The organism is Haloarcula sp. S1AR25-4, from assembly GCF_031624555.1.
In the GTDB taxonomy this organism is placed as follows: Archaea; Halobacteriota; Halobacteria; order Halobacteriales; family Haloarculaceae; genus Haloarcula; species Haloarcula pellucida.
Genome location: NZ_JAMQOR010000003.1, coordinates 334,835 through 358,100 on the forward strand (window position 1 = coordinate 334,835; position 23,266 = coordinate 358,100).

General features: G+C 66.3%; 24 protein-coding genes and 1 tRNA gene. 12 read left to right on the forward strand and 13 right to left on the reverse strand.

What is annotated here, in order from left to right; genetic code table 11:
• The first annotated feature begins 142 nt into the window (after positions 1–142).
• Positions 143–358 carry a hypothetical protein gene (locus NDI85_RS14985; RefSeq protein ID WP_166972886.1) on the forward strand — a complete coding sequence of 72 codons (216 nt, stop codon included), beginning with the start codon at positions 143–145 and terminating at the stop codon, positions 356–358.
• Here NDI85_RS14985 and NDI85_RS14990 read toward each other — a convergent pair.
• The gene (locus NDI85_RS14990) at positions 339–1,574 is read right to left on the reverse strand and encodes a TrkA C-terminal domain-containing protein (RefSeq protein ID WP_310916242.1); all 1,236 of its coding nucleotides are present in this window, start codon (positions 1,572–1,574) and stop codon (positions 339–341) included. The genes NDI85_RS14985 and NDI85_RS14990 overlap by 20 nt on opposite strands.
• Positions 1,575–1,808: 234 nt before the next feature.
• On the opposite strand from NDI85_RS14990, the gene citZ reads away from it, so the two are divergent.
• The gene (citZ, locus tag NDI85_RS14995; RefSeq protein WP_310916243.1) at positions 1,809–2,954 is read left to right on the forward strand and encodes a citrate synthase; all 1,146 of its coding nucleotides are present in this window, start codon (positions 1,809–1,811) and stop codon (positions 2,952–2,954) included.
• Between the two features lie 235 nt (positions 2,955–3,189).
• On the opposite strand, the gene NDI85_RS15000 is transcribed toward citZ, so the two are convergent.
• Together NDI85_RS15000 and NDI85_RS15005 are read right to left on the reverse strand one after the other, a co-directional pair.
• Complete coding sequence (locus tag NDI85_RS15000) at positions 3,190–3,678, reverse strand: DUF6789 family protein (RefSeq protein WP_189000359.1); 489 nt, start codon at positions 3,676–3,678, stop codon at positions 3,190–3,192.
• Between the two features lie 103 nt (positions 3,679–3,781).
• A complete protein-coding gene (locus NDI85_RS15005) occupies positions 3,782–5,416 on the reverse strand; it encodes an NAD-binding protein (protein WP_310916244.1) in 1,635 nt (544 codons plus the stop codon).
• 290 nt (positions 5,417–5,706) lie between these two features.
• Between NDI85_RS15005 and ilvA the strand changes: the two genes are divergently transcribed.
• From ilvA to NDI85_RS15025, 4 genes are all read left to right on the forward strand, one after another.
• Positions 5,707–6,918, forward strand: a complete 1,212-nt coding sequence (ilvA, locus tag NDI85_RS15010) for a threonine ammonia-lyase (RefSeq protein WP_189000444.1) — start codon at positions 5,707–5,709, stop codon at positions 6,916–6,918.
• A gap of 36 nt (positions 6,919–6,954) precedes the next feature.
• Complete coding sequence (locus NDI85_RS15015; RefSeq protein ID WP_189000340.1) at positions 6,955–7,332, forward strand: Rid family detoxifying hydrolase; 378 nt, start codon at positions 6,955–6,957, stop codon at positions 7,330–7,332.
• Complete coding sequence (locus NDI85_RS15020; protein WP_189000338.1) at positions 7,332–7,535, forward strand: hypothetical protein; 204 nt, start codon at positions 7,332–7,334, stop codon at positions 7,533–7,535. The genes NDI85_RS15015 and NDI85_RS15020 overlap by 1 nt, the downstream gene beginning before the upstream one ends.
• A 28-nt stretch (positions 7,536–7,563) precedes the next feature.
• Positions 7,564–7,645 (forward strand) — tRNA-Ser (locus tag NDI85_RS15025).
• Between the two features lie 260 nt (positions 7,646–7,905).
• On the opposite strand, the gene NDI85_RS15030 is transcribed toward NDI85_RS15025, so the two are convergent.
• Complete coding sequence (locus NDI85_RS15030) at positions 7,906–8,169, reverse strand: hypothetical protein (RefSeq protein WP_310916245.1); 264 nt, start codon at positions 8,167–8,169, stop codon at positions 7,906–7,908.
• A 39-nt stretch (positions 8,170–8,208) separates the two neighbouring features.
• The gene (locus NDI85_RS15035) at positions 8,209–8,580 is read right to left on the reverse strand and encodes a VOC family protein (RefSeq protein ID WP_310916246.1); all 372 of its coding nucleotides are present in this window, start codon (positions 8,578–8,580) and stop codon (positions 8,209–8,211) included.
• Positions 8,581–8,694: 114 nt separating this feature from the next.
• On the opposite strand from NDI85_RS15035, the gene NDI85_RS15040 reads away from it, so the two are divergent.
• On the forward strand, positions 8,695–10,089 hold the full coding sequence (locus NDI85_RS15040) for a PAS domain-containing sensor histidine kinase (protein WP_310916247.1): 1,395 nt from the start codon (positions 8,695–8,697) through the stop codon (positions 10,087–10,089).
• Positions 10,090–10,273: 184 nt separating this feature from the next.
• Here NDI85_RS15040 and NDI85_RS15045 read toward each other — a convergent pair whose 3' ends face one another.
• Complete coding sequence (locus NDI85_RS15045; protein ID WP_310916248.1) at positions 10,274–11,314, reverse strand: TrmB family transcriptional regulator sugar-binding domain-containing protein; 1,041 nt, start codon at positions 11,312–11,314, stop codon at positions 10,274–10,276.
• Between the two features lie 172 nt (positions 11,315–11,486).
• Between NDI85_RS15045 and NDI85_RS15050 the strand changes: the two genes are divergently transcribed.
• Both NDI85_RS15050 and NDI85_RS15055 read left to right on the forward strand, forming a co-directional pair.
• The gene (locus tag NDI85_RS15050) at positions 11,487–11,936 is read left to right on the forward strand and encodes a hypothetical protein (RefSeq protein WP_310916249.1); all 450 of its coding nucleotides are present in this window, start codon (positions 11,487–11,489) and stop codon (positions 11,934–11,936) included.
• A gap of 75 nt (positions 11,937–12,011) precedes the next feature.
• Positions 12,012–12,680, forward strand: coding sequence for a DUF47 family protein (locus tag NDI85_RS15055; RefSeq protein ID WP_189000318.1), 669 nt, complete (start codon positions 12,012–12,014; stop codon positions 12,678–12,680).
• Between the two features lies 1 nt (position 12,681).
• Here NDI85_RS15055 and NDI85_RS15060 read toward each other — a convergent pair whose 3' ends face one another.
• Positions 12,682–13,839: a TrmB family transcriptional regulator gene (locus NDI85_RS15060; RefSeq protein ID WP_310916250.1), complete on the reverse strand. Its 1,158-nt coding sequence runs from the start codon at positions 13,837–13,839 to the stop codon at positions 12,682–12,684.
• 152 nt (positions 13,840–13,991) lie between these two features.
• Between NDI85_RS15060 and NDI85_RS15065 the strand changes: the two genes are divergently transcribed.
• Positions 13,992–14,441 carry a PaaI family thioesterase gene (locus NDI85_RS15065; protein ID WP_310916251.1) on the forward strand — a complete coding sequence of 150 codons (450 nt, stop codon included), beginning with the start codon at positions 13,992–13,994 and terminating at the stop codon, positions 14,439–14,441.
• On the opposite strand, the gene NDI85_RS15070 is transcribed toward NDI85_RS15065, so the two are convergent.
• Positions 14,438–16,384 carry a cation:proton antiporter gene (locus tag NDI85_RS15070; protein WP_310916252.1) on the reverse strand — a complete coding sequence of 649 codons (1,947 nt, stop codon included), beginning with the start codon at positions 16,382–16,384 and terminating at the stop codon, positions 14,438–14,440. The two genes, NDI85_RS15065 and NDI85_RS15070, sit on opposite strands and share 4 nt — an antisense overlap.
• 90 nt (positions 16,385–16,474) lie before the next feature.
• Positions 16,475–17,377 (reverse strand): MBL fold metallo-hydrolase, encoded by a 903-nt coding sequence (locus NDI85_RS15075; protein WP_310916253.1) that lies wholly within the window; start codon positions 17,375–17,377, stop codon positions 16,475–16,477.
• Between the two features lie 190 nt (positions 17,378–17,567).
• Between NDI85_RS15075 and serS the strand changes: the two genes are divergently transcribed.
• Positions 17,568–18,950, forward strand: coding sequence for a serine--tRNA ligase (gene serS / locus NDI85_RS15080; RefSeq protein WP_189000304.1), 1,383 nt, complete (start codon positions 17,568–17,570; stop codon positions 18,948–18,950).
• A gap of 3 nt (positions 18,951–18,953) precedes the next feature.
• Here serS and NDI85_RS15085 read toward each other — a convergent pair whose 3' ends face one another.
• The 3 genes from NDI85_RS15085 to NDI85_RS15095 all read right to left on the reverse strand — a co-directional run bounded on the left by NDI85_RS15085 (position 18,954) and on the right by NDI85_RS15095 (position 21,372).
• Positions 18,954–19,430: an NUDIX hydrolase gene (locus NDI85_RS15085; RefSeq protein ID WP_189000300.1), complete on the reverse strand. Its 477-nt coding sequence runs from the start codon at positions 19,428–19,430 to the stop codon at positions 18,954–18,956.
• Positions 19,431–19,637: 207 nt separating this feature from the next.
• Positions 19,638–19,985, reverse strand: a complete 348-nt coding sequence (locus NDI85_RS15090) for a nuclear transport factor 2 family protein (RefSeq protein ID WP_189000297.1) — start codon at positions 19,983–19,985, stop codon at positions 19,638–19,640.
• Positions 19,978–21,372, reverse strand: coding sequence for a redoxin domain-containing protein (locus NDI85_RS15095; protein WP_189000294.1), 1,395 nt, complete (start codon positions 21,370–21,372; stop codon positions 19,978–19,980). Before NDI85_RS15095 ends, NDI85_RS15090 begins: the two co-directional genes overlap by 8 nt.
• A gap of 89 nt (positions 21,373–21,461) precedes the next feature.
• Here NDI85_RS15095 and NDI85_RS15100 point away from each other — a divergent pair, with 89 nt between their 5' ends.
• Complete coding sequence (locus NDI85_RS15100) at positions 21,462–21,977, forward strand: DUF367 family protein (RefSeq protein WP_166967604.1); 516 nt, start codon at positions 21,462–21,464, stop codon at positions 21,975–21,977.
• A gap of 148 nt (positions 21,978–22,125) precedes the next feature.
• On the opposite strand, the gene NDI85_RS15105 is transcribed toward NDI85_RS15100, so the two are convergent.
• Complete coding sequence (locus NDI85_RS15105) at positions 22,126–23,193, reverse strand: hypothetical protein (RefSeq protein ID WP_310916254.1); 1,068 nt, start codon at positions 23,191–23,193, stop codon at positions 22,126–22,128.
• Between the last annotated feature and the right edge of the window lie 73 nt (positions 23,194–23,266).

Here is a 23,266-nt window from a genome sequence, read left to right on the forward strand (position 1 = left end):
CGTGCTGGAGGCCCGACGGCGGACGGTCCCCGGCATCCGGCGGGTGTTTCGCGGGCGGCGAGCGCGGACCGACGGGGATTTTTGCGGGCAGACCGTACGTGCGTCCGTGTCAGAGTCCGAGCAACAGAGCGGCCCCGCCGCGATGATAGCGGCGCTGAACGTCCCGCGGAACGCCAAACTCGGCTTCGGTCTGGCGGTGCTCGTGACCGCCGCCATCGTCGCCGTGTTCGTCCTGCCCGGTACCGCGCGTCCCTCGGTACTGTACGTCGCGCTGGCGTTCGTACTGGTCGTCTCGCTCGGCGGCTTACTGACGACCGTCTTTACCATCGTCTCGGCGGTCAGGTTGGCTCGCCGGTAGCCTCGGCCAGCGCGGTGAACCGCTCGGCACCGGTTCGAGTCCCCTTCGCGATGAGTACGTCGCCCGCCTGCAGCGGCGTCTCGGGGCCGGGCGAGACGACCCAATCGGCGCCTTCGCGGCCGGTCCGTTCGCTCTCGCTTGCGGCCCGCCGGACGGCGATGATGCGCATCCCGGTCGCGGTTTTGATCGCCGCTTCGCCGATGGTCTGGCCCGCGAGGTCGCTCGCCGCGTCGACGGTGGTGCGGACGATTATCTCGTCGGACTCCTGTACGGCCTCGGCGACGACCGGGTGCGTCGAGAGGCCGCGCAGGACGCCCTCGCTGATCTCGAGGGCGGCGTCGGAGATGACCTCCGTCGACCGGGCCAGATGAACCAGCCCCCGCAGAGAGACGGGGTCCGCCACGTCCGCGGCCGCCCGCAAGGTCCACGCCTCGAACCGGGACTGGAGGGCGTCGACCTCCGCTTCGAGTTCGACGACCTCCTCGGCGACGGCTTTGCTGTCGAACAGCACCGCGCCGTAGGCCAGATCGACCGCGAGTTCGCCCATGTCCTTCATCAGGATTATCGAGTCGATGGCGCGTTCGAGGTCCTTGTCCTCGCCCTCGGGCGGTGCCGGCGGTTCGTAGGCCGCTCCGGTGGCGTCGGCGTACACCTCGCTGACGCCGGCCTCGGGGCCCCGGAAGAGGACCACGTCGTCGGCTTCGAGTCGCGTCTCCCGGTCGGGGTTGAGAAGCCAGTTGCCCTGTCGGCGAATCGCCAGCGCACGGACGCCCGTCTCGGTCTCTAGGTTCAACTCGCCGAGCGTCTGGCCGGCCAGCGGCGAGTCGGCGGCGAGAGTCGCCCTGACGAGCGTCTCGACGGCCTCCGGCAGAGCCGCCCGCAGCGTATCCGGCAGGCCGATGTCTTCGAGGACGATCTTCGCGATGTCGCCGGCGGCGTCGCTGATCTTCTCGGCGGCGCCGACCATCCCGAGTACCGGGGCCAGCGTCTCGGCGTCGTCGGTCGACCGGCAGGCCATTAGCAGGCTCATCCGCGCTCGCATCTGCAGGACGTCCATCTTCGCCTCTAACTCCAACACCTCGGCGGCCACGTCGTCGCTTCGCAACAGCACCGCTGAGTACGAGAGGTCGATGAGCAGCTCCGCGGTGTCTTTCATCTCTGCCAGCACCGCCTTCACGCTCACCGGTTCGTACTCGACGGTTCCCGTCAGCTCCATGTACGCTGCTTTGACAGCACGTCTCAAAAGCGTTCGCCGTCCCGTGACAGCCGGTCACGAGCGACAAGTCGGCACGCGGTACCACAGAACGAGTGTTAGGTGGCGGATATCTACCATCTATTCACGCAAATACCTACAGCAGTGGTGGAATGTCCAGTTTCACTCCCGCCGACCGTGTGACACAGACGCCCGGAAAGAAAATGCTTTTCCCGGCAGGTCGGGAACCATTGTCGTATGTCCGACGACCTCAAGAAAGGGCTGGAGGGAGTCCTCGTCGCCGAGTCTGACCTCAGTGTCATCGACGGTGACGTGGGTAAGCTCGTCTACCGGGGGTACACGATAGAGGACCTGGCGAACGGTGCCAGCTACGAGGAGGTACTGTATCTGCTCTGGCACGGCCACCTCCCCGACGCCGGGGAACTCGCGGAGTTCGAATCCGAGATGGCAGCCGAACGGGAGGTCGACGACGGCGTCATGGCGACCGTCCGCGAACTCGCAGAGGCCGACGAGGAACCGATGGCCGCGCTCCGGACCGCGGTGTCGATGCTCTCGGCGTACGACCCCGCACCGGAGGAGGCCGACCCGACAGACGAGACGGTCAACCTCGCGATGGGTCGGCGCATCACCGCGAAGATTCCGACTATCGTCGCCGCGTTCACGCGTATCCGCGACGGCGAGGACCCCGTCGAACCGCGTGAAGACTTAGACCACGCCGAGAACTTCCTGTACATGCTCAACGGCGAGGAACCGGACGACGTGCTGGCCGACGTCTTCGATCAGGCGCTGGTGTTGCACGCCGACCACGGCCTGAACGCCTCGACGTTCGCTGCGATGGTCACCGCCTCGACGCTGTCTGACGTCTACAGTTCGGTGACCTCGGCTATCGGGACGCTCGCCGGCCCGCTCCACGGCGGCGCCAATCAGGACGTCATGGAGATGCTCAAGGAGGTCGACGACGCCGACCAGGACCCGCTGGACTGGGTGAAAGACGCACTGGCAGAGGGCCGCCGCGTCTCCGGGTTCGGCCACCGCGTCTACAACGTCAAGGACCCCCGTGCGAAGATTCTCGGCGAGCGCTCGAAGGAACTCGGTGAGGCCGCCGGCTCCCTGAAGTGGTACGAGATGTCCACCACTATCGAGGAGTACATGGCCGAGGAGAAGGGCCTCGCCCCCAACGTCGACTTCTACTCCGCGTCGACGTACTACCAGATGGGTATCCCCATCGACATCTACACCCCCATCTTCGCGATGTCTCGCGTCGGTGGCTGGGTCGCCCACGTCATCGAGTACATCGAGGACAACCGCCTGATTCGGCCGCGTGCCCGGTACACCGGTCCGGACCCCGACGAGACGACGTTCGTGCCGCTGGACGAGCGGTAGTATAGCCCACGCGAATCGCTCTGCGATTCGCGCCTTTTTCGCCCACGTTTTTCGAGGAGCGGTGTCCGAGCGATGCGAGTACACCCGACGACGAAAAAGGTGGAGGACAACCGCCTGATTCGGCCGCGTGCCCGGTACACCGGTCCGGACCCCGACGAGACGACGTTCGTGCCGCTGGACGAGCGGTAACGGCGACAGTTCACGATCCCGTTTTCCCGGCCGGCCAGTCGCGACGTTATGGACCCGCCTCGACGACGAGGAGCGTCCGGTGTTCGGCCAGATAATCGTACGCGCCGCCGAGGACGACTCCGTAGAGGACGTACGCGAGTACCGTGACGAGGAGGAGGCCGACGTCCGGCCGAGCGACCTGACTGGCCGGCCCGAGTCCGACGAGGGCGGCGGCGAGGTATCCGGTCGACAGGACGAGGCCGAAGACGACACCGTGGGTTGGACCGGATTCGCCGGGCAGGCCCCACGTGAACCCGGCGAACAGCAGGGGCCACGCGAGGGCGAACAGCGCGAGGAACCAGACGGCTGTCAGGGCCGTCGCCGTCGGCGACCCGAGTTCGCAGTACGGGGGGCCGCCGACGGCGCACAGACTCGTGAACGTGGCGAGTACCAATAGGGTCGTCCCGTCGAAGACGACGCCGGCGAGAAGCAAGAACGCGGTCAGGACGGCGGTGGCCGCGACGCCGGCGACGAGACTGCTCCTGACGGGGTCCATACCCGGGGGACGGCGGCGACCCTCAATAGTATACACAGAATTGACAGGATAGTGGGGGCTTTCCGCGGCCGTCAGCGACGCTCGCCGCCGTCCCGAGGGCGTGTCAGTTGTAGATGTCGGTGAACAGGTTGACGCCGTCGTCGGTGCCAGCGATGACGAGTTTGTCGCCGTACTCGACTTCGACGTCCGGGCCGAGGTCCGTGAGGACGGCCCCGTTGCGTTCGACGGCGAGAACGGTACAGCCGGTTCGCGAGCGCACGTCGGCCTCGCCCAGCGTATCGCCGGCGAGGTGCCCGGCGTCGGTCCGGACGATTTCGACCTGCTGGTCCATCGAGATGACGTTCTCGTCCTCCAGAATCGTCGAGGCGAGCATCCGGCCGCTGACCGTCGCCAGCGAGAGGACGTAGTCGGCGCCGGCCCGGTACATCTTCTTGACGTTCTCCGTCTCCTCGGCGCGGGCGATGACCTCCACTTCGGGGTTCAAATCGCGGATGACGAGCGTGGCGAACTCCGTGTCGGTGTCCGACGAGAGCGCGAGGATGACCGTGCGGGCGTCCTCGACGCCGGCGGCCCGCAGGTCGTCGGGTTCGGTGGCGTCCCCGACCACGTCGACGCCGGCCTTCTCGGTCCGGTCGAGGACCGTGTAGGGGACCCCCGCGACGGCGAGTTCCTCGGCGATAGTCTGGCCCACCTCGCCGTAGCCGACGACCACCGTCTGGCCGCGCCGGAACCCCCGGACGCTGGAGAGGGTCTTCGACTTCAGCCGCTCTAACTGGGCGGCCGTCCCGGAGACGAGGAGGACCGTACTGCCGTCGAGTTCGGCGTCGGGGCCGGGCGGACTGACGAACTGGCCGCGGAACCACGCCCCGATGACGTTGACGCCCGTCTCCTCGCGGATGCCGCTCTCGGCCAGCGTCGTCCCGACGAGGTCGCTCCCGCGGTGGATGGGGAGTTCGGCGATGTCGAAGTCGACGCCGATTTCGAAGTCTTCGCCGAGCGTCGTCGAGACGCCGGTCGTGACTTTGCTCGCCAGACTCTCGCCGAGCAGTTGTCGCGGCGAGACGACGGCGTCGGCGCCCGCTAAGTCGTGGTACTTCGCTCGGTTTGGTTCCTCGACGACGCTGACGGTCCGGACCGCCTCGTCCACCTCGCGGGCGGTGAGAACGATACTGGTGTTGACCTGATCGGAGGCGTCGGCGACCAGCGCTCGCGCACTTTCGAGGTGGGCCTGTTTCAGTCCCTCGACGGACTGGGGGTCAGCGTTGATGACGTGGTACCCCTCGTCGTAGAGGTCGTCGGCCCGGTCCCGGTCCGGTTCGACGATTACGTAGTCGACGTCCCACGTCTCCAGTTCGGTCACCAGCGTCTCCCCGCGCGGCGTGAAGTGGCAGATGACGATATGGTCCGAGAGAGATTGCTCGACGTGGCTCGGGGCTTCCGTCTCCATCGCCTCCTCGAACAGCGGAAAGAGGAGGACCGGCAGGGCGAGGAAGATGAGGACGACACCGGTGATGTCCATCACGATGACCAGCAGGCGCATCCCGGTACTCTCCCACGGCGCGTCGGAACCGAATCCGGTCGTGGTGAACGTCTCGACGACGACCTGCAGGGAGTGGAGAAACTCTCGCGGGTCGTTCTCGAAGGCGCTCATCCCGTAGTCGTAGGCGACGGCGTAGCCGAGCATTATCCCGGCCAGTCCGACGACGTACAACAGCGTCCGTCGCTGCCAGGTATCCATCTACCACATAGTTGCCGAGGCGGTGTAAAACAGTTCTGACAGCCGCGACGACGGCTTGATTCGCCCGTGTGGCCGGTATCGGTCCGACGGCCGTCTGACACCGGGCTGACGGGCGATCGACGGCGGCTCTGTCGTGCGGTTACACTTTCGCTCCGCTACGACGGAGTTTAAGTGTTCTCGCACGCTCGATTCGACCGCAGTCACACGCTCCCCACCCGTTTTCCGCCGACGCCGTCGCCGTGAGCGCTGTGGCCCGACAGTATAACACGCACCAGCGAGTAGGCGGGGCCATGCTGACCTTCGAGGACGTACTGGCCGCTCAGGACCGGGTCGCCGAGACGGCCCGGCACACGCCACTCGACTACTCGCACACGTTCTCCGCGATGACCGGCGCCGATATCCACCTGAAACTGGAACTGTTCCAGCGCACCGGCTCGTTCAAGATTCGGGGCGCGACGAACCGCATCGCCACGCTCTCGGAAGAGCAACGCGAGAACGGCGTCGTCACGGCCAGCGCCGGCAATCACGCACAGGGCGTCGCCCTCGCTGCGACCCGCATCGGCGTCGACTCGACCATCGTGATGCCGAAACACGCCCCCATCTCGAAGGTGAAGGCGACCAGAAGCTACGGCGGCGAGGTGGTCCTCCACGGCGAGGACTACGACGAGGCCGCCGAGAAGGCCCACGAAATCGAGCGCGAGGAGGGTCGAACCTACGTCCACGCCTTCGACGACGACTACGTGATGGCCGGGCAGGGGACTATCGGCCTCGAAATCTACGAGGACCTTCCGAGCGTCGAGACGGTGGTCGTCCCCATCGGCGGCGGCGGCCTCATCAGCGGCATCGCTACCGCACTCAAGGGCAAAGACGAGGACATCCGTGTGGTCGGTGTACAGGCCGAAGGCGCGTCGAGCGTGGCCGAGTCCCTAGAGAAGGGCCACCGCATCGAACGCGACGGCGTCGAGACCATCGCCGACGGCATCGCCACCCGCACCGTCGGCGAACGAACCTTCGAGGTCATCACGGAACGGGTCGACGAGGTGGTCACGGTCTCGGACTCCGAGATCGCGGTGGCGCTGACGACGCTGTTGGAGCGCTCGAAGACGCTCGCGGAGGGGGCTGGCGCCGTCGCGCTGGCCGCCGTCACCGAGGAGACGTTCGACTACGCCGACGACGAGACCATCGTCCCGGCGCTGTGTGGCGGGAACATCGACCTCAACACGCTGACGAACGTCATCATGCGCGGCCTCGTCGAGACGGGTCGGTACCTGAAGATACGGACCGTCCTCAAGGACCGACCCGGTGCCTTAGAGGAACTCGTCCAGATTCTCTCGGCCCAACAGATAAACATCTACGGCATCGAACACGACCGCACCAACCGCGACGTGGCGATGAACGACGCCGAGGTGGAACTGGACCTCGAAACCCGCGGCCCCGACCACGTCGACCAACTGCTTGCAGCCCTGCGGGAGAACGGCTACGAGGTCGAAGTGCTGGTCTGACGGTCGTTTTATACGGCTGGCGCGACCCCTGCCAGTATGAAACGGACCGTCCACACCGACGACGCGCCCGCTGCCGTCGGCGCGTACAGTCAGGCGACGACCACCGACGACCTCGTGTTCACCTCGGGCCAGATAGCGCTCACACCCGACGGCGAGATGCGCGACGAGGCGTCGGTCGCCGAGCAGACCGAACAGGCCCTCTCGAACCTCCGTGCCGTCCTCACCGAGGCGGGAACGAGCGTGGACGACGTGCTGAAGGTGACCGTCTATCTGGCCGATATCGAGGACTTCGACGAGATGAACGCCACCTACGAGACGTTCTTCGCGACCGACCCGCCCGCCCGGTCGGCCGTCGCCGTCGATGCCCTGCCGAAGGGTGCCGCCGTCGAGATCGAGGCCGTCGCCACGAAGTGATGGACGCACAGACGAAATCCAGCCTCCTGTGGGGCGTGGTCGCCGGTCTCGCCTTCCTCGTCCTCCTGCAGGGGTACGAACTACTCGCGGCGACGCCCGTCTCGGTCGGGGCCAAGGTCGGCGTTACCCTCCTCGTCGCTGTGGCGGCCACTGTTCTCACCTACGCGGTCGACGGCCGTCTGCCCGGAAACGAAAGCCCTTAACCGACCGACCACGCACACTCGGTTGCGTGCCAGGATGGCCGAACGGCAAGGCGCACGCCTGGAAAGCGTGTTCCCTTTCGGGATTCTGGGTTCAAATCCCAGTCCTGGCGCTTTCTGCCACTGACTGCGAGTGAGGAGCGGCAGCGACGAACGAGCCAGCAGTCCTGAAACGGTGGCGACTGGGATTTGCGCACGGTAGTCGCAGCCCGGAACGGCCGAGCGATACGAGACGCGAGCGGAGCGAGGGGTCTCGAATAGGCGAACGGCAACGCCGTGAGCCAGTGAGGCCGCACGCCCGGAACGTCTACCATCTGTTCAAATCCCAGTCCTGGCGTCCCACCTTTTTCGTCGTCGGGCGTGCTCGCGTCGCTCACAACTGTTCTAGACACACCCGACAGTAGACGAAGTCGGCGTCGTTCTCGGTGCCACAGTGGGGGCATCGCGGGCGATCCGGGTCGGCTGACTGGCCGTCCTCATCGGGGGTCTCCCCCTCGTCTGCGTGGGTTGGCGGCCCCTCGCGCCACCGCTCGCGGCCGTCGACGACGATACGGAGCAAGACCGGAATCGCCACGGCGAGGGCGATGAACGCCAACCCGGTCACGACGAGGACGTACATCTCTCCGGGCGTGACCATGGCGGCGTTACGGGCCGAAGACGGGTAGCCCCATCGGGGCTACTGGGTGCGGTAGAACTCCAGCGTGTATCCTTCGGGATCCTCGATGAAAGCGGCGTAGGCGTCTGCGGCCTCGATTTCCGTCGGTTCGAGGACCGGAGCGCCGCCGGCGTCGACGGCCGCTTCGAACTGGGCCTCGACGTCGTCGACGGTGAAGGCGATGTGGTCGACGTCGGCCCGGGTCGGCGCGATGGGCGTCGTTCGGTCGGCGTCGTAGCGCAACTGGAGGGCCGGGTCACCGTCCTGACCGAGGTACACGTTCTCGACGCCGTCGAGCGTGAACCGGTGGGTCTCTTCGAAGCCGAGCGCCTCGTAAAACGCCATCGCGCGGTCGAGGTCCGAGACGCAGACGGCGACGTGTGCGAGGTCCATGGCTCGCCGTTCGCTCGCCTGTGGAATGATTGTACCGGTCGGTGTCGCCGAGTCCCCGCGAGCACTGTGCTCGCCGCCGGTACTTTGGGTCTTCGCTACGAGTACGTGACTAGAATGAACGATACGGCCCCCTCGGCGATCCTGCTGGAGTACACGCAGGACAAGATCGCGGTGCTCGACGAATCGGGGGCGTACACGTACGTAAACGCCGCCGCCGAGCGTATCCTCGGGTTCGACCCCGACACCCTCGTCGGGCAGAACGTCTTCGAGTACATCCACCCTGAAGACTGCGCCGAGGTACAGGCGCAGTTCGAGTCGATCGTCAGGACTGACGAGGCGTTCCTTGCCGACACTGCGACCTACCGCCACCGGGCCAGCGACGGGTCGTGGGTCTGGCTCGAGAGTCGGATGTCGAACCTGACCGACTCGGAGCTAAGCGGGTACGTCGTCAGTTCGCGGGTCGTCACCGACCGCGTCGAGGCCGAGCGCGACCGCCGCGAGACGCGGGAGCGGTTGCAGGAACTCGCCGATACGACCGACGACGTGTTGTGGATGTTCGACGGCGACTGGTCGGAACTCCTGTTTTGTAACCCGGCTTACGAGGACGTCTTCGGTCGCCCCATCGAAGAACTGGAGAGCGACCCACAGAGCTTCCTCGAGGCCGTGTACCCGCCGGACCGGCAGGTCGCCGAAGAAGCGATGGAGCGCCTCTCGAACGGGGTTCAGACCGACCTGGTGATGCGAGTCAACCCGTCGACTGACTACAACCGCTGGCTCTGGGTGCAAGGCGAACCGATAGTTCGGGACGGCGAGGTGGTTCGTATCGCCGGGTTCAGCCGAGACGTCACCGACCGGCGCCGTCGGGAACGCCAACTGCTCGTCATCGACAACTTCCTCCGGCACAACGTCCGCAATCAGTTGAACGTCGTCATCGGCAACGCGGCGGCTCTAGAAGCCGACCTCGACGGCGAACGCGAGGACCGCACTGCGATGATTCGGCGGGCGGGCGAGACGCTTCTGGAGACGGCCGAGAAGCAACGCGACATCGTCAACGTCCTCACGACGATGCCACAGTCCACGACGACGGATGTCGCTGCCACGGTCAGAGACGCGGTCGCACCCCTCCGCGACCAGTACTCCGACGCGACCATCGACACCGCGGCTTCGGAGTCTGTCATCGTCGAGGGGCCCGGGGAACTGTCGATCGCGGTCGCCGAACTCGTCGAGAACGGTATCCGTCACGCCCGCTCGGACCGCCCGACCGTCACCGTCAGCGTCCGAACGACGGCTGACGACGTCGAACTGTCGGTCACCGACGAGGCTCCGCCTATCCCAGAGTACGACCGGCGAGTCTTGCTCGGCGATCACGAGATGACGGCTGTCAACCACAGCCGTGGCTGTGGCCTCTGGCTCGTCTACTGGATCGTCGACCTGGCTGGCGGGAGCATCGACCACACCGCCGACGAGAGCGGCAACACTGTCACGATCTCGTTGCGACGAGCGTTGTAGGCGACGGCCGAACGGCGACGGTGGGACGTTCTGCCTCGCTGACACTGATGCCGCTACCACGACCGAGCGGTGTGCGAGCGACGCGAACGCACCCGGCGATGAACACGGTGACGCGCGTAGCCAACGAGCACCACCGGCCGTCACAAGGACCCAAAGCGCCCGTGAACGCGAGTGGCGTCGCCACTCAGTCCGTCTGTTCCCGAACTGTCACCGTCTTCGCGGAGTAGTCCTCGACGAACGCCCCGGGACCGCCGACGCTGACCTGTTCGCCGTCGACGTCTAGAACGAGCGTGTTCTGGACGGGGAAGTCGTAGGTGGCCGGTTCGAGCAGTCCCTGTTTGATGTCGGCGACGGTGCCGGTGAGCGTCCCGTAGTCCTGCCCCGGAAAGAGGTCGACCGTCACCTCGATGTCTTTCTCCGCCGCGTGTTTGGTCGCGACGAAGACCCCGTGTCGGAACGAGAGGTCTTCGGCCGGCAGTGAAAGCGGGTCCGCGCTGGCGACCTCGTCGCCGGCGGCCCAGAAGTTGAACCACTGCGACCCGATGGCCCCGGACGCCTTCGGACTCTGTTCGAGGACGAGGCCGTAGTCGCCGTCGCGGTGTTCGCCCCGCAACAGCGAGGAGTCGCTGGTGACCGAGACTTCGTTGTCTATCATGACGATGCTCTCGACCGGCGGTTCCCACGTCCGGACGACGTCTGCGACCTCGGCCGTCCGGTCGACGGTCTCGCGGTCCTCCCCACCGAGCAAGAGGGCGATGAACACCCCACGGTCGCGGGCCCGTCCGAGCGGTTCGGTGAGGCGGTCGGCGACGGGGGCCGGCACCATCATGAATATCTCCTCGTCGGCCCCGTCGATGAGCGTCTCCAGTCGCTGATAGAGCGTCTGTCTCGCCCGAACGAGTTCGATAGCCGGGTAGTCACGTTTCGTGTCGGTAAAGCGTTCGGAGAGGTTCGATTCGAGGTCGGTCAGTTCCTCGGTCATCGACTCGATGGCCGACTCCGGGTCGACGGCACGTACCTGCGTCGGCGTCCGGTGGTCGTCGACGACGACGAATCCGCGCTCGGCGAGGCTCTCGACGAGGTCGTAGACGTACCCCGTCGAGATGTCCGTCGCAGACCCTATCTCTGCGACCGTCGCAGATCCCCGTTCGAGGACCGCGAGATAGGTCTCTGCCTCCGTATCGGAGAGACCGAACTGCGTCAGGCGGTCGACTGTCGAATCCATTTACGCCATCCGAGGACAGCGACCCTCTTTATTGCACCGTTCACGCGGTTTCTCCGGTAGCCCTCGCTGATTGCATCTCTGGCGGAATTCTCCAATAATATTTATGAAAACATTTTTCATCACGCCTTGTGACCGGTGTGGTATGTGTGGGCAATTGGGGGGTGGTGGTCGGATGGACGATACCGAACCAAACGTCGTCGGGGTCGTCAGGGTCGTTCGCGCCGCGGCGGAAGACCCGTGGGGATGTGGCGGCATCGCACTCAGAGACGGTGAGAGCGCCGCCGACGATCCGAGTATCGTCGCAGTGTGGGCGTCACCGGCCCACGGGGTCGCCATCGGCCGAGGGGCGTCGCCCTCGCGGCCGCCGGACCCGACGACCACGCTCGACGCCTCGCTCCCGGTCACGCTCGAACTGACACTGACCGGCCGCCGGTGTGTCGGCCGGTACAGCACGGACGGGACGACGTGGCACCGCATCGCGCCGTCGCTGACGGTTCCAGACTCGTTCCGACCGACGCTCGTGCCATTTACCGCGACGTCCAGCGGGACGGTCAGGATCGAACCGCTGTCGCTGTCGCACCAGCGACCGACCGGCGGGTCGATGACGACGACGCTCGGATAGCTCTCGGCCGGTCGCTGTACGGCTATATATCGGTCATAGTAGCGTTTTCAACTGGGATTTCGAAACAGGTCGGTGATGGCAATACCGACAGCGGAGTACGCGGACACCGTCACGACGCGGACGGCGACCTATCTCGATGCAGTCGCCGACTGCGTCCTGTTGCTGCCACAGATACTCGCCGCGTACGACGACGACCCGGCGCGGCGCGAGGCACTGACGACGCGACTCGCCGACCGCGAGTCGGACTGTGACGACCATCTCCGGTCGCTCCGGACCGACATCGCCAGAGCGACACCGAACTTCACGGACGTCTACCTCCGGGCCGACGCGCTGGTGGAACTGTACGCCTGTATCGACGAGATACCGAACGCGGCCGAGACGTTCGTCCGTGACCTCGATGCCGTCTCGCCCGAACTCGACCCGCAGACGCTCGCGACGTTTACCGACGTCGCCGCGTTGGCGGCCAGAGCGACTCGGCTCCTCGTCTCGACGACGCGAGGCTACGTCCAGTCACTGACGACCGCCGGTCCGTCGCCCCACGTCTCGGGGACCGTCGACCGCATCGCGGGTATCGAATCACAGTGTGACGACCGCCGCCACGCGGTCACCTCGCGGGCGTTCGACGACCTCGCTGTCGCGGACGCACTGCTCGTCCGGGACCTCTCACGGTCGCTGGATACGGTGCCCGACGCCGTCGAAGACGCCGCAGATCACCTCCGATTTTGCTGGAGCGGGGACTGGTAACTCAGTTGTCGTCCGCTCGCCGCAACCGCACCACACCGGCGCTGTACTCCTCGACGAACGCGCCGGGGCCGCCCACGCTCACCGTCCCGTCCGCCGTCGACAGCACGATCGTGTTCTGCAGCGGGAACTGTGCGGTCATCGGGCCTAACAGGCTCTGCTCGACGTCGACGACGTGGCCCTCGATAGTCGCCCCGGACAGCAACTCGGCCGTCGCGTACAGGTCGCTTCCCCCCCGCAGGTGCAACGTCGTCTGGAAGACGGCCTCGCTGAAACTGTCGTACGTCGCCGGCAGGTCGTCGGGCGGGGCGACGTAGGCATCGCTGGTGCTCATCCAGAAGTTCGTGAACAACGCGCCGATCGCGCCCGACAGTTTCGGGCTGTTGCGGACGAGGAGCGCGAACTCCGACCGGTCGTGTTCGCCGTACAGCACGCCGGCGTCACCGACCATCGCCGTGCCGCCGTCAGTCATCGTCACGAACGGGATGTCGCACGGACAACGCCGGGCCGCGGTGACCCGGCCCTCGACGCCGTCGGTGACGGACGCCGGGCCACAGTCGCTCAGCAACAGCAGGACGAACACGCCGCGGCCGACGGCCGCTTCGAGCGCGTCGACGACCCGTTCCAGCGCCGGGTACGGCACCGAGAGGTACAGTTCGGTCTCGGCGGCATCGATTGCCCGCCGAAGCCGTCTGCCGGCCGGCTGACGTGACTTGACGACCTCTACCTCGGGGTGGTCCGGGTCGGTGTGTGAGTAGTGGGTTCGCAGGGACGACTCCAGTCGGTCGAGGCCGGCCGCCAGGTCCCGCACCGTCTCTTCTGGCTGTTGGGCTCTGACCTGTGTCGGTGTGAGGTGGTCGTCGACGGTGACGACGCCTCGTTCCTGCAGGTCACCGATGACCTCGTAGGCGTACCCCTTCGAGAGGTCCGCCGCGGTCGCGACCTCACCGACTGTCCCCTGGCCGAGTTCGAGCACCGCTCGGTAGGTTTCTGCTTCCGTCTGCGAGAAGCCGAACTGTTCGAGTTGGTCGATGAGTGGCCCCATGCCTCTAGTGGGTCCTGCAATCCAGTCGGCAAAGAGGTACCCCTTTGCCGCCTTTGCGATGTCGTTGTATATCTGATGAGAGAAATAATAGAAATACTTACACGTAATGCGTTCCATACTGCCGGTGCCGGGGGCTGTCAGCGTTCGTCGTCGTCTGACGACGGCGGACGACGAGGCATGGCACCTGTCGGTGGACACACCATCGACCACGTCTCTTCGGTTGTTTCGCGTTCGCTGTGACTTATACGGACGGCGGTACACTGCTCGGTATGAGCCTGCAGGCCCTGTTCAACGACATCCCGTTCGTCGAGGAACTCGGGATAGAGCTAACCGACGTCGGTGACGGACACGCCGAAGCACGCCTTCCGTTACGCGACGAACACTCCTCGAATCCTAACGCTCGCATCGCCCACGGCGGCGTTACGTACTCGCTGGTCGACACCGTCGGCGGGGCCGCCGTCGTCTCGCTCTCGGAGCGTATCTCCCCGACGGTAGACATGCGTATCGACTATCTCGCGCCCGCGACGGACGACCTGCGAGCGACGGCCGAGGTCGTCAGAAACGGCGGGAGCGTCGCCGTCGTCGACGTAGAAGTGTACGACGCTGACGACCACCACGTCGCCAGTGCTCGCGGGACGTACAAGACCGACGGCGACGGCGGGCAGTCCCCGTGGACCGAGGGCGTCGACGCGGAGTCGGTCGAAAAACTCTCCGACTAGTCGCCACCGACCATCCGCATACCGTCGCGCACCGACTCTCGGCGACCCAGTAGCGTCACCATATCGCCCTTCTGCAGGACGTAGTCGGCGGTCGGTACCTGCGCTTCCGTGTGGTCCTCGCCGCTGACGAGCGCGATGAGACAGGCTTCCGGGAGCATCGGCCCGATGTCACGCACGGCTTCGCCGATGAGTTCCTCGTTGCGGACCTCGACTTCCTGTACGTCGCCGGTCCGTCCCACGTCCGTCATCCAGTGGGCGATGGCGGGCCGTTCTATCTGGTTGTCGATGGCCCACGCCGTCGCCATCGCCGAGGAGATTGTGCGGACCCCGAGGTCTTCGAACGCCTCGACGTTGTCCGGGTTGTTCGCCCGGGCGATGACGTGGTCGATGCCGAACTTCGAACTCGCTAGCTGTGAGACCAGCAAGTTCGCGTCGTCGTTGCCCGTGGCGGCCACAATCGTCTTGGCGTTTTCGGCGCCTGCAGAGCGCAACACGTCCGTATCGGTACCGTCACCGATTTCGACGGTGTACCCCTCGTTGCGCCCTCGTTCGACTATCTCTTCGTCCTCCTCGATGATGACGACGTTCTCGCCTCGGTCTTCGAGGCGTTCGGCGAGCGCCCGGCCCACCTTTCCGCCGCCGACGATGATGACTCGCATTGGTATCACGTCCAGTTTTTCCGCGATGTATCGCGCCAGCCCGCCTTCCAGCAGGGCGGTCGCGAAGATGACCAGAAACACCGTTCCGAGCAGAATCTCGGCCTGACTGGTCAGCAGGTCCGCCTGCGCCAGCAGTTCGGTCGCCTCCTGCCCGCTCGCTTCGGCCGCCTCGTTCCGAAGTTCCCCCGCGACGCTGTTCAGTTCCACCGCAAAGAGCGTCGCGACGGACGCCGGGATGATGCCGCGCGGCCCGACGAAACTCACGAACAGCTTCTCGGCTCGGGTAAAGCGGTCGCCGACGGTGGAGATGAAGACGAGTACGGGCCGGATGACCAGCGCGACGGCGAGGACGACGGCGATGCCGGCCAGTCCCACGTCGATGAGGGCGTCCAGACTCAACTGGGCCGCCAGCGCGATGAAGACGAACGAGAGCACCAGCAGCGTGATGTCGCCTTTGAACGCCTCGATGTCCTCCTCGTAGGGGTGGTCGACGTTCCCCAGCGCTATCCCGGCCGTGGCGACGGCGGCGACGCCGGCCTCCGTCGCGATGGTGTTTGCGGCCGCGTAGGCGACGAGCGCGCCGGCCAAGACCAGGAGGCGGGAGTTCCGCGGGGCGTCGCCCGGCGAGAGGTCGATGTACTGCAACAGGTAGTACAGCAGGCCCGCGACGATGAGACCGACGAGCAGGCCGGTCCCGAGTCGGAGCGCGAACGCCTGCAACAGGCCCTCGCTGCTCGCCCCGGGGTTGACCGTCTCGAAGACGACGACGGCGATGATGGCCGCCGTCACGTCGTTGACGATGCCCTCCGTCTCTAAGGCCGTCGCGACCCGGTCACGGACCGGGACGACGTTCAGGATGGGCGTGATGACCGTCGGTCCCGTCGCGACCAGTAGCGCGCCGACGAGGAACGCGAGGTTCCACGAAACGGCCTCCTCGGCGAAGGCGAACTTCACCGCGACGGCCGTCCCGACCAGCGCGATGGCGGCCCCCAGCGTCACCAGTCGGAACGTCGCCGTCGGCGCCTCGCGGATGCGCTCGAACCGGAGGTGATACGCGCCTTCGAAGACGATGATAGCGACGGCTAGCCCGACGATAGCCGACAGCGCACCGCCGAACGTCTCACTCCCGACGAGTCCCAGTCCCGGTTGGCCGATGACGACGCCGACCAGCAGGTAGAAGATGATACTCGGAACCTGCAGTCGGGCGGCGAGCACCTGTGCGAGGACGCCCAGCCCGATGATGCCGGCAACCAACGGAATCAGGAGTGTCGAGCTACCAGCCACTGCTGTCCTCCATCTAGCCCGGACAAGGGTACCCCCCTGTATAAACGCACTCACTCCGGCCGAACGTACCGTTGTCGCCCGCTTCGACTCTCAGTCGTCTCGGTCGAGCGCGACGATGATGCCCCGAACGTTCATCGCCACCTCCGCGCTGGCCTTGCTCTCGCCCCAGATGTCCGGCGTCTCGACCGTCTCGACGAAGTGGTCGACGACCGCGTCGTCGTCGCCCAGTTCCGCCCGTTTCGACTCGACGGCGGCCACCCAGTCGGCGAGCATCTCCGCGTAGACGTCGAGTTTGTCGCCGGTCGGCGCCGGGCCGAAGTGGCCAAACAGCAGCGTCTCCGGGTCCAGTTCGGCGATGGTCTCGACGTCGGCGAGCGCCTGTTCGAGGTCGAAGTTCACCGGCGGACTCGTGACGTGCATCTCGTCGGTCGAGGGCGTGTAGATCCCTGCGGCGTCGGCGGTGAACACGCCGTCTATCGTCGGGTCGTGGAAGACGACCTGATGCGGGGCGTGGCCGGGCGCGTGGACTACCTCGAAGGTGTGATCGCCGAGGTCGATTTCGTCGCCCCCGCTGACCTCGACGAGACGGTCCTCGGGAACCGGTTCCGGTTCGACGTAGTGTTCTATCTGGTCGCCGACGGCACCTTTCGTCCCCTCCCAGATTCGTTCGGGGTCGACGAGGTGCCGGGCGCCGAGTTCGTGGACGTACACCGTCGCGTTCGGACACGCCTCGGCCAGAAACCCGGCCCCGCCGGCGTGGTCGAGGTGGATGTGCGTGAGCGCGATGACCTCCAACTCCTCGGGTGCGAGACCCACTTCGGCCATCGCATCGAGGATGCGCTCGTAGTTGGTGCCCAGACCGGTGTCGACCAGCGCCGGTCGCTCGGCGTCGACGATGTACACCGATCCGTACTCCGGCACGTCGTACATCCCGGTGTCGACGTAGTAGACGTCCTCGCACGCCTCGGCCTCGTACACGTCACCGATTGCCATAGGTAGGGTGGTGATTGGGGTGCAGAAAACGGTTGTGTTCGCCGGGAACGGCCGTCGGTCGTCGTCCCGACGGGACGACGCCGAACAGCGAGTGGGGGCTTTCTGGCTGTTCACTTCCCCTCTCCGGGTCCGGCCTGCCGTGAATGCTAGGACCGACACGCCTAATTTCGCCCGTCGAGAACCGTCGGCCATGTTATCGAGACAGTTCGTCCGGGAGAACCCCGAGACGGTCCGTGACGCCATCGAACGCAAAGGCGTCACGGGCGTCGACCTCGACGAGGTGCTGGCTATCGACGAGGAGTGGCGCGAACTGAAGGCGAAAGGCGACGGCCTGCGACAGGAGCGCAACGAGATTTCGAGCAAGATAGGGGAGTACAAGCAGGCGGGCGAGGAGGAGCAGGCCCAGGAGGCCATCGACCGCTCGCAGGAACTCAAAGACGAACTGCAGGCGGTCGAGGACCGCGCCGACGAACTGGAGTCCCAACTGGAGGCGGCGCTGCTGGAACTGCCGAACGTCCCCCACGAGTCCGTGCCGACCGGCGAGGGCGAGGCAGACAACGTCGAGGCCTACCGCGAGGGGTTCGACGACCTGCGTGATCTCCCCGAGGCGGTCATCCCGCACTACGACCTCGGCGAGGAACTGGATATTCTCGACTTCGAGCGGGGTGCGAAGGTCACCGGCGGCGGCTACCAGTTCGTCAAGGGCGAGGGCGCACGCTTAGAACACGCGCTCATCCAGTTCATGCTGGATGTCCACCGCGAACAGGGGTACTCCGACATCCTCCCGCCGATTCCGGTCAACTCCGCGTCGATGGAGGGGACCGGCCAGTTGCCGAAGTTCGACGACGACGCCTATCGGGTCGGGGCGCGACAGGACGACGACTACGACGAGGACGACCTGTGGCTCCTGCCGACGGCCGAAGTCCCCGTCACCAACATGTACCGCGACGAGATCCTGCTGGACGACGACCTGCCGGTGAAACATCAGGCGTTCTCGCCGAACTTCCGGCGCGAGGCCGGCGAACACGGCACCGAGACACGCGGGTACGTCCGCGTCCACCAGTTTCACAAGGTCGAACTCGTCAACTTCGTTCGCCCGGAAGACAGCTACGACCGCCTCGAATCGCTGCTGGAGGAGGCCGCAGAGGTGCTCGACCGCCTCGAACTGCCCTACCGCGTGCTGGACATGTGCACCGGCGACATGGGCTTTACGCAGGCCAAGAAGTACGACATCGAGGTCTGGTCGCCCGGCGACGACATGGCGGACGGCCCCGATATTGGCGGCCGCTGGCTGGAAGTCTCCTCCGTCTCGAACTTCGAGGACTTTCAGGCCCGGCGCGCCGGACTGCGCTATCGACCCGAGCGCCACGAGTCCGCGGAGTACCTCCACACGCTCAACGGGTCCGGCCTCGCGGTACCTCGCGTGATGGTCGCCATCCTCGAGTACTACCAGAACGAGGACGGCACCGTGACCGTGCCAGAGCCGCTTCGGCCGTACATGGGCGGTCAGGAGGTCATCGAGGGCTCCGAACCGGTCGGCGAGAGCGCCGTCGGCGCCGGCGAGAAAGAGTAACGGTCAGTCGTCACCCGCGGTCGAAGCCGACAGGTCGGCCACCTGCTGACAGACGTGTCGCACTTGCGGAAGCGTCGACGCCGGGAGCGCGTCGGGGTCGACCCACCGACACTCGAAGATGCCTTCTCGCTGGTCGGCGTCCGGTTCCGAGAGGACCGAGCAGTCAAACACCGTGTACACCGAGACGGTGTCGTCGAGGCTGTCGTGGGCGTACCAGAACTCTGTCACCGGTCTGCCGACTCGGGCCCGGCAGTTGAGTTCCTCGCCGAGTTCGCGCCGGAGTCCCTCGGCCGCGTCCTCGTGTCGATGGACGCCGCCGCCGGGTAGCGTCCAGAACGGCGTCCCGTCGGCGTGGCGCTCTCTGACCAGCAGCACCTTCGATGCCGACGTCACCAGCCCTTTCGCACCGTCTCTGAGGCGGAATGACCCGTGGCGGCGCTCGGACGCCGGTTCGCTATGGGGACTCGGCCGTCTCGCCATGCACTACTCAGACCCGTCTGGAACGTATAAATAAACGCTTCCTAATGCTCACCGGGCGACGGCAGGACTCGGCGCCGCGATGGAATAGTATGACGGCCGTACCCCGTCTAGCCCCGTATTATGCGTTACCGTTGCTGACCCGATACCGGTCCGTCGGTACTGACTCGGCCGCCGTGACACGTTCTCCCTGTCGGTGAAACCGGCGCTTCACTTCGTGTACGTCTCGATTCGCTCGATGTGTCCCTCGGCGAACTGGAACACGTCGACGAAGCGGGCGATCGGGTCGCGATCGGCGTCGAGCAACCGCCCACGCACCGCGACGCCGCTACCGTCGGCCTGTCGGAAGACTCCGTCGATCGGGTGGCTGGTGTCCGTCTGGGGTCGCTCCTCGCGCATGAACTGGACGAACCGCTCGCGGCCTTCGATGGTCCGGTCCGGCCGGTCGTGGACGAACTCCGGCGCGAGCAGTCGGCTCAGCAGGTCGTAGTCGCCCTCGTCCAGCGCCCGGTAGTAGGCGCGAGCGGGGTCGGCCGGCGTCTCGTCGCCGTCAGTCATCGGCGCCTCCGTCGCCCTCGCGCTCGTCGGACGCGGGGTCGGTCAGGTCCAGTTCACCGTCGACGGCCGTCTCGTCGTCGACGGTCGCCGCACCGTCGCTCTCGTCGGTGTCGTCGGTCGCCTCGTCGTCACTATCGGGGCCGTCGTCCTCGGCGGCCCCCGGCAGTGTCTCGACCATCGTCGCTGGCTCTTCGGCCCCCGCCTCCGTCGATGGTTCGGACTCGGGGGTACTCGCCGCTAGTTCGGCCTGTATCTCGGCCAGTTCGTCGTCGTCGATTTCGCCGTCGCCCTCGCTGTCCGCAGACGCCGCCGTTTCAGACGTATCAGACGCCGCCGTCTCGGAGTCGCCCGTCGTCGGTCCCGGGTCGTCGGTGACGGTTGTGCTCTCGTCCGCGGCGTCGCTCGTCTCGGCCACCTCGTCGTCGATGTCCACGTCGAGTGCCACGTCCGCCGTCTCCGGAGCGGTCGGGAGGATGGTCGATAGCTCCGCCTCGGCCTTCTCTACGTCGTCGACTGCCGGCGGCCACTCGCCGTCCGGGTCCGGCGGTTCCTCGTACCCGCGGGCGGTTTCGAGCGGTCGCTCGGCGTCGTCGCGGAGTTGCTGTCCCTCGGCACCGCTCCCGCTGGAGTAGGCGCTCGCGGCCTGTGTCAGCCAGTCGGCGGCCTGCCACAGCGAACTGGCTTTCGTCCGGGCCCCGTCGTAGATGGGTTCCAGCGACTCGTCGTCGACGAACCGAACCGCGGTGTCGAACTGGGACTCGGCCTCCTCGAACGCCTCGCGGGCGCGCTGGAAGTCCGACTGGGCCAGCATCCACTCGGAGTCGCCGAACTCGTGCATCGCCGCGGTGAACGCCCGCCGTCCCTCGGTGTAGTGGGCGTAGCCGATGCGGTAGCGGGCGAAGGCGGTGTCGTCGCCGCCGGTGTCGGCGATGGCGTCTTTGAGTTCCTCGACCCGAGGGAGTGCCGTCGGGTCGTCGGTGTGCCACGCGTACCGGACGACGCCGTCGTGGTCGACGACGGCGACGGCCCGTTCGACCAGTCGCTGACCGATGTCGTCGACCATCGTCAGATCGTACTGCGCTGCGACGTCGCCGGCGGTGTCGGCCAGCAACGGCACCTTGAGGTCGTAGTGGTCGGCGAACGCCCGGTGGCTGTACACCGAGTCGGGACTGATGCCGAGGATGGTGACGTCCTTTTGCATCGTAAAGAGGTCGAGTTCGTCGAGGTCACACGACGTCTCGTCACAGGCCTGATTGAAGTCGGCCGGGTAGAACGCGAGGATGACGACGTCGTCGCCCAGGTACTCCTCTAAGGCGACCCGTCGGCGCTCACCGTCGACGAGCGCCGGTAACTCGAACGTCGGCGCTACCGTCCCCTCCCCAATCACAGTTGCATCTATACCTACCGATACTTAAGGGTGGTTGACATCGACCCGGCGAACGAGCCGCTTTTGCCCGCTGAGGTGGAACTGACGGTGTGGAACTGCACGTTCGCTACGAGGGTGACGACGACCCTGATAAGTGTAGCGCCCGGAAACTCGCACGCTTCGACCTCGCCGAACTGCACCGGGCGACCCGCTCGACACCACCGGGTATCGTCCTCAACCCCTTCGCCGAGCAAGCCCTCTCGCCGGCGGACGCACCGACGGCCGGCGACGGCGCCCGCCACAGCAGACTGGTGGCACTCGACTGTTCGTGGGAGACGGCCGAACGCGAGGCGTTCGACTTACAGGGCGTCCACCGCTCCCTTCCGTTCCTCGTCGCCGGTAACCCCGTCAACTACGGGACGGCGTTCCAGTTGAACACCGTCGAGGCCTTCGCCGGGGCGCTGTGTATCCTCGGCGAACGCGACCACGCCGAGGAGATTCTCTCGAAGTTCTCGTGGGGCCACACCTTCCTCGAACTCAACGAGGAACCCCTCGCCCGCTACGCCGACTGTGCGGACTCCTCGGCCGTCGTCGCCGTGCAGGACGACTATCTGGCCGAGGAGTGAGTCAACTGATTACCGGGTCACGAAGCGACGCGTCGCAGTGCGGGCACGCTTTGCGGGTCTCTGCCTCGATGACGTCGTCGATTCGTTCGCGGCAGTTCGGACAGCGCATGTTACGAGCTACCACGCCGACGGTCTTGTAGATTCCCCATCATTTATCAGGGTCGCCGAACCCGACGCCGATACCCGACGGGTCCGACGGCGGGGCGAGTGGACTGGCCGGCACGTCGGGCGACGGGTCCGGGTCGTTGTACCCGCCCGGTGCCACGTCGTTGGGCGCGTCGGCGTAGCACAGCGACGCCAGCGCCTGGATGTGTTCGCGGCCGACGCCCAGTTCGAACTGACCGCCGCCGTAGAGTCGAATGCCCCGCGTCTCACAGTGTGCGACCGTCTCCAGCACCGACTCGACGGTGCCACACCGCGACGGTTTCATGTTGAGCCACTCGGGTTCGAACGGCAGCGCCTCGACGCTCTCGACGCCGGTGATGGGCACGTCCCACGTCACCCGGTCCTCTCGCCCGTCGAACACTGGCCGCGTCTCGTCGGTCAGGTTCGGGTCCTCGATTAGTGCGTCGGGCAGGGCGTCGACCACGCGGCGGTAGAAGTCGGCGTCGACGGTCACCTCGACGCCCTCCGTCTCGTACAACCCTTTCAGGTCGAGGACGCGGACGTCGTACGCTGCGAGTGCGGTCAACAGGTCGTCGCTCCAGTCCGGCGTCGGGTCGAGTTTGAACGCCAACTCGCCGTGGACGTCGAGCAGTGCGTCCAGTCGGTCGGTCGTCGGCGGGTCGTCGTCCTCGGACTCGGCGAGGCGCGTCGAGACGACGAACGAGACGGGGTCGTACTCGCGGCCGAGCGCGGCCCCGAGGCTGGTGTCGGCCTGCTTCAGCGCCAAATCGAGCGCGGCGCTCTCGAACGCCCACCGGCGGTAGTGGTAGAACCGCTCTTCGTCCGGGGGCTCCGGCCAGAGGTCGGCGTCGTCGAGTACCGCCGAGAACGAATCGAGCGTGTACTCGCCCGACAGGTCGACCGCGTGGTCGGCCAGCGCGTAGTGGGCCTCGTTCGTGTAGGTGACGTCCTCGCCCCGGCCGGTCTCGCCGCCGCCGGAGAGTACGACGGTGGTCGTCGCTCTATCGAAGCCGCTGGAGGTGGCTCGCTCGCGCAACTCGAACGCACAGTCCTCGACGTGTAGCGGGAGGTCCGCGACTCGGTCGTACATGGAGGCAGGAGGGCCGCCCGCCTGAAAACCGCGCCGGTCGGAAACTCAAAGCTTAAACGGCCACGCTGGCAAC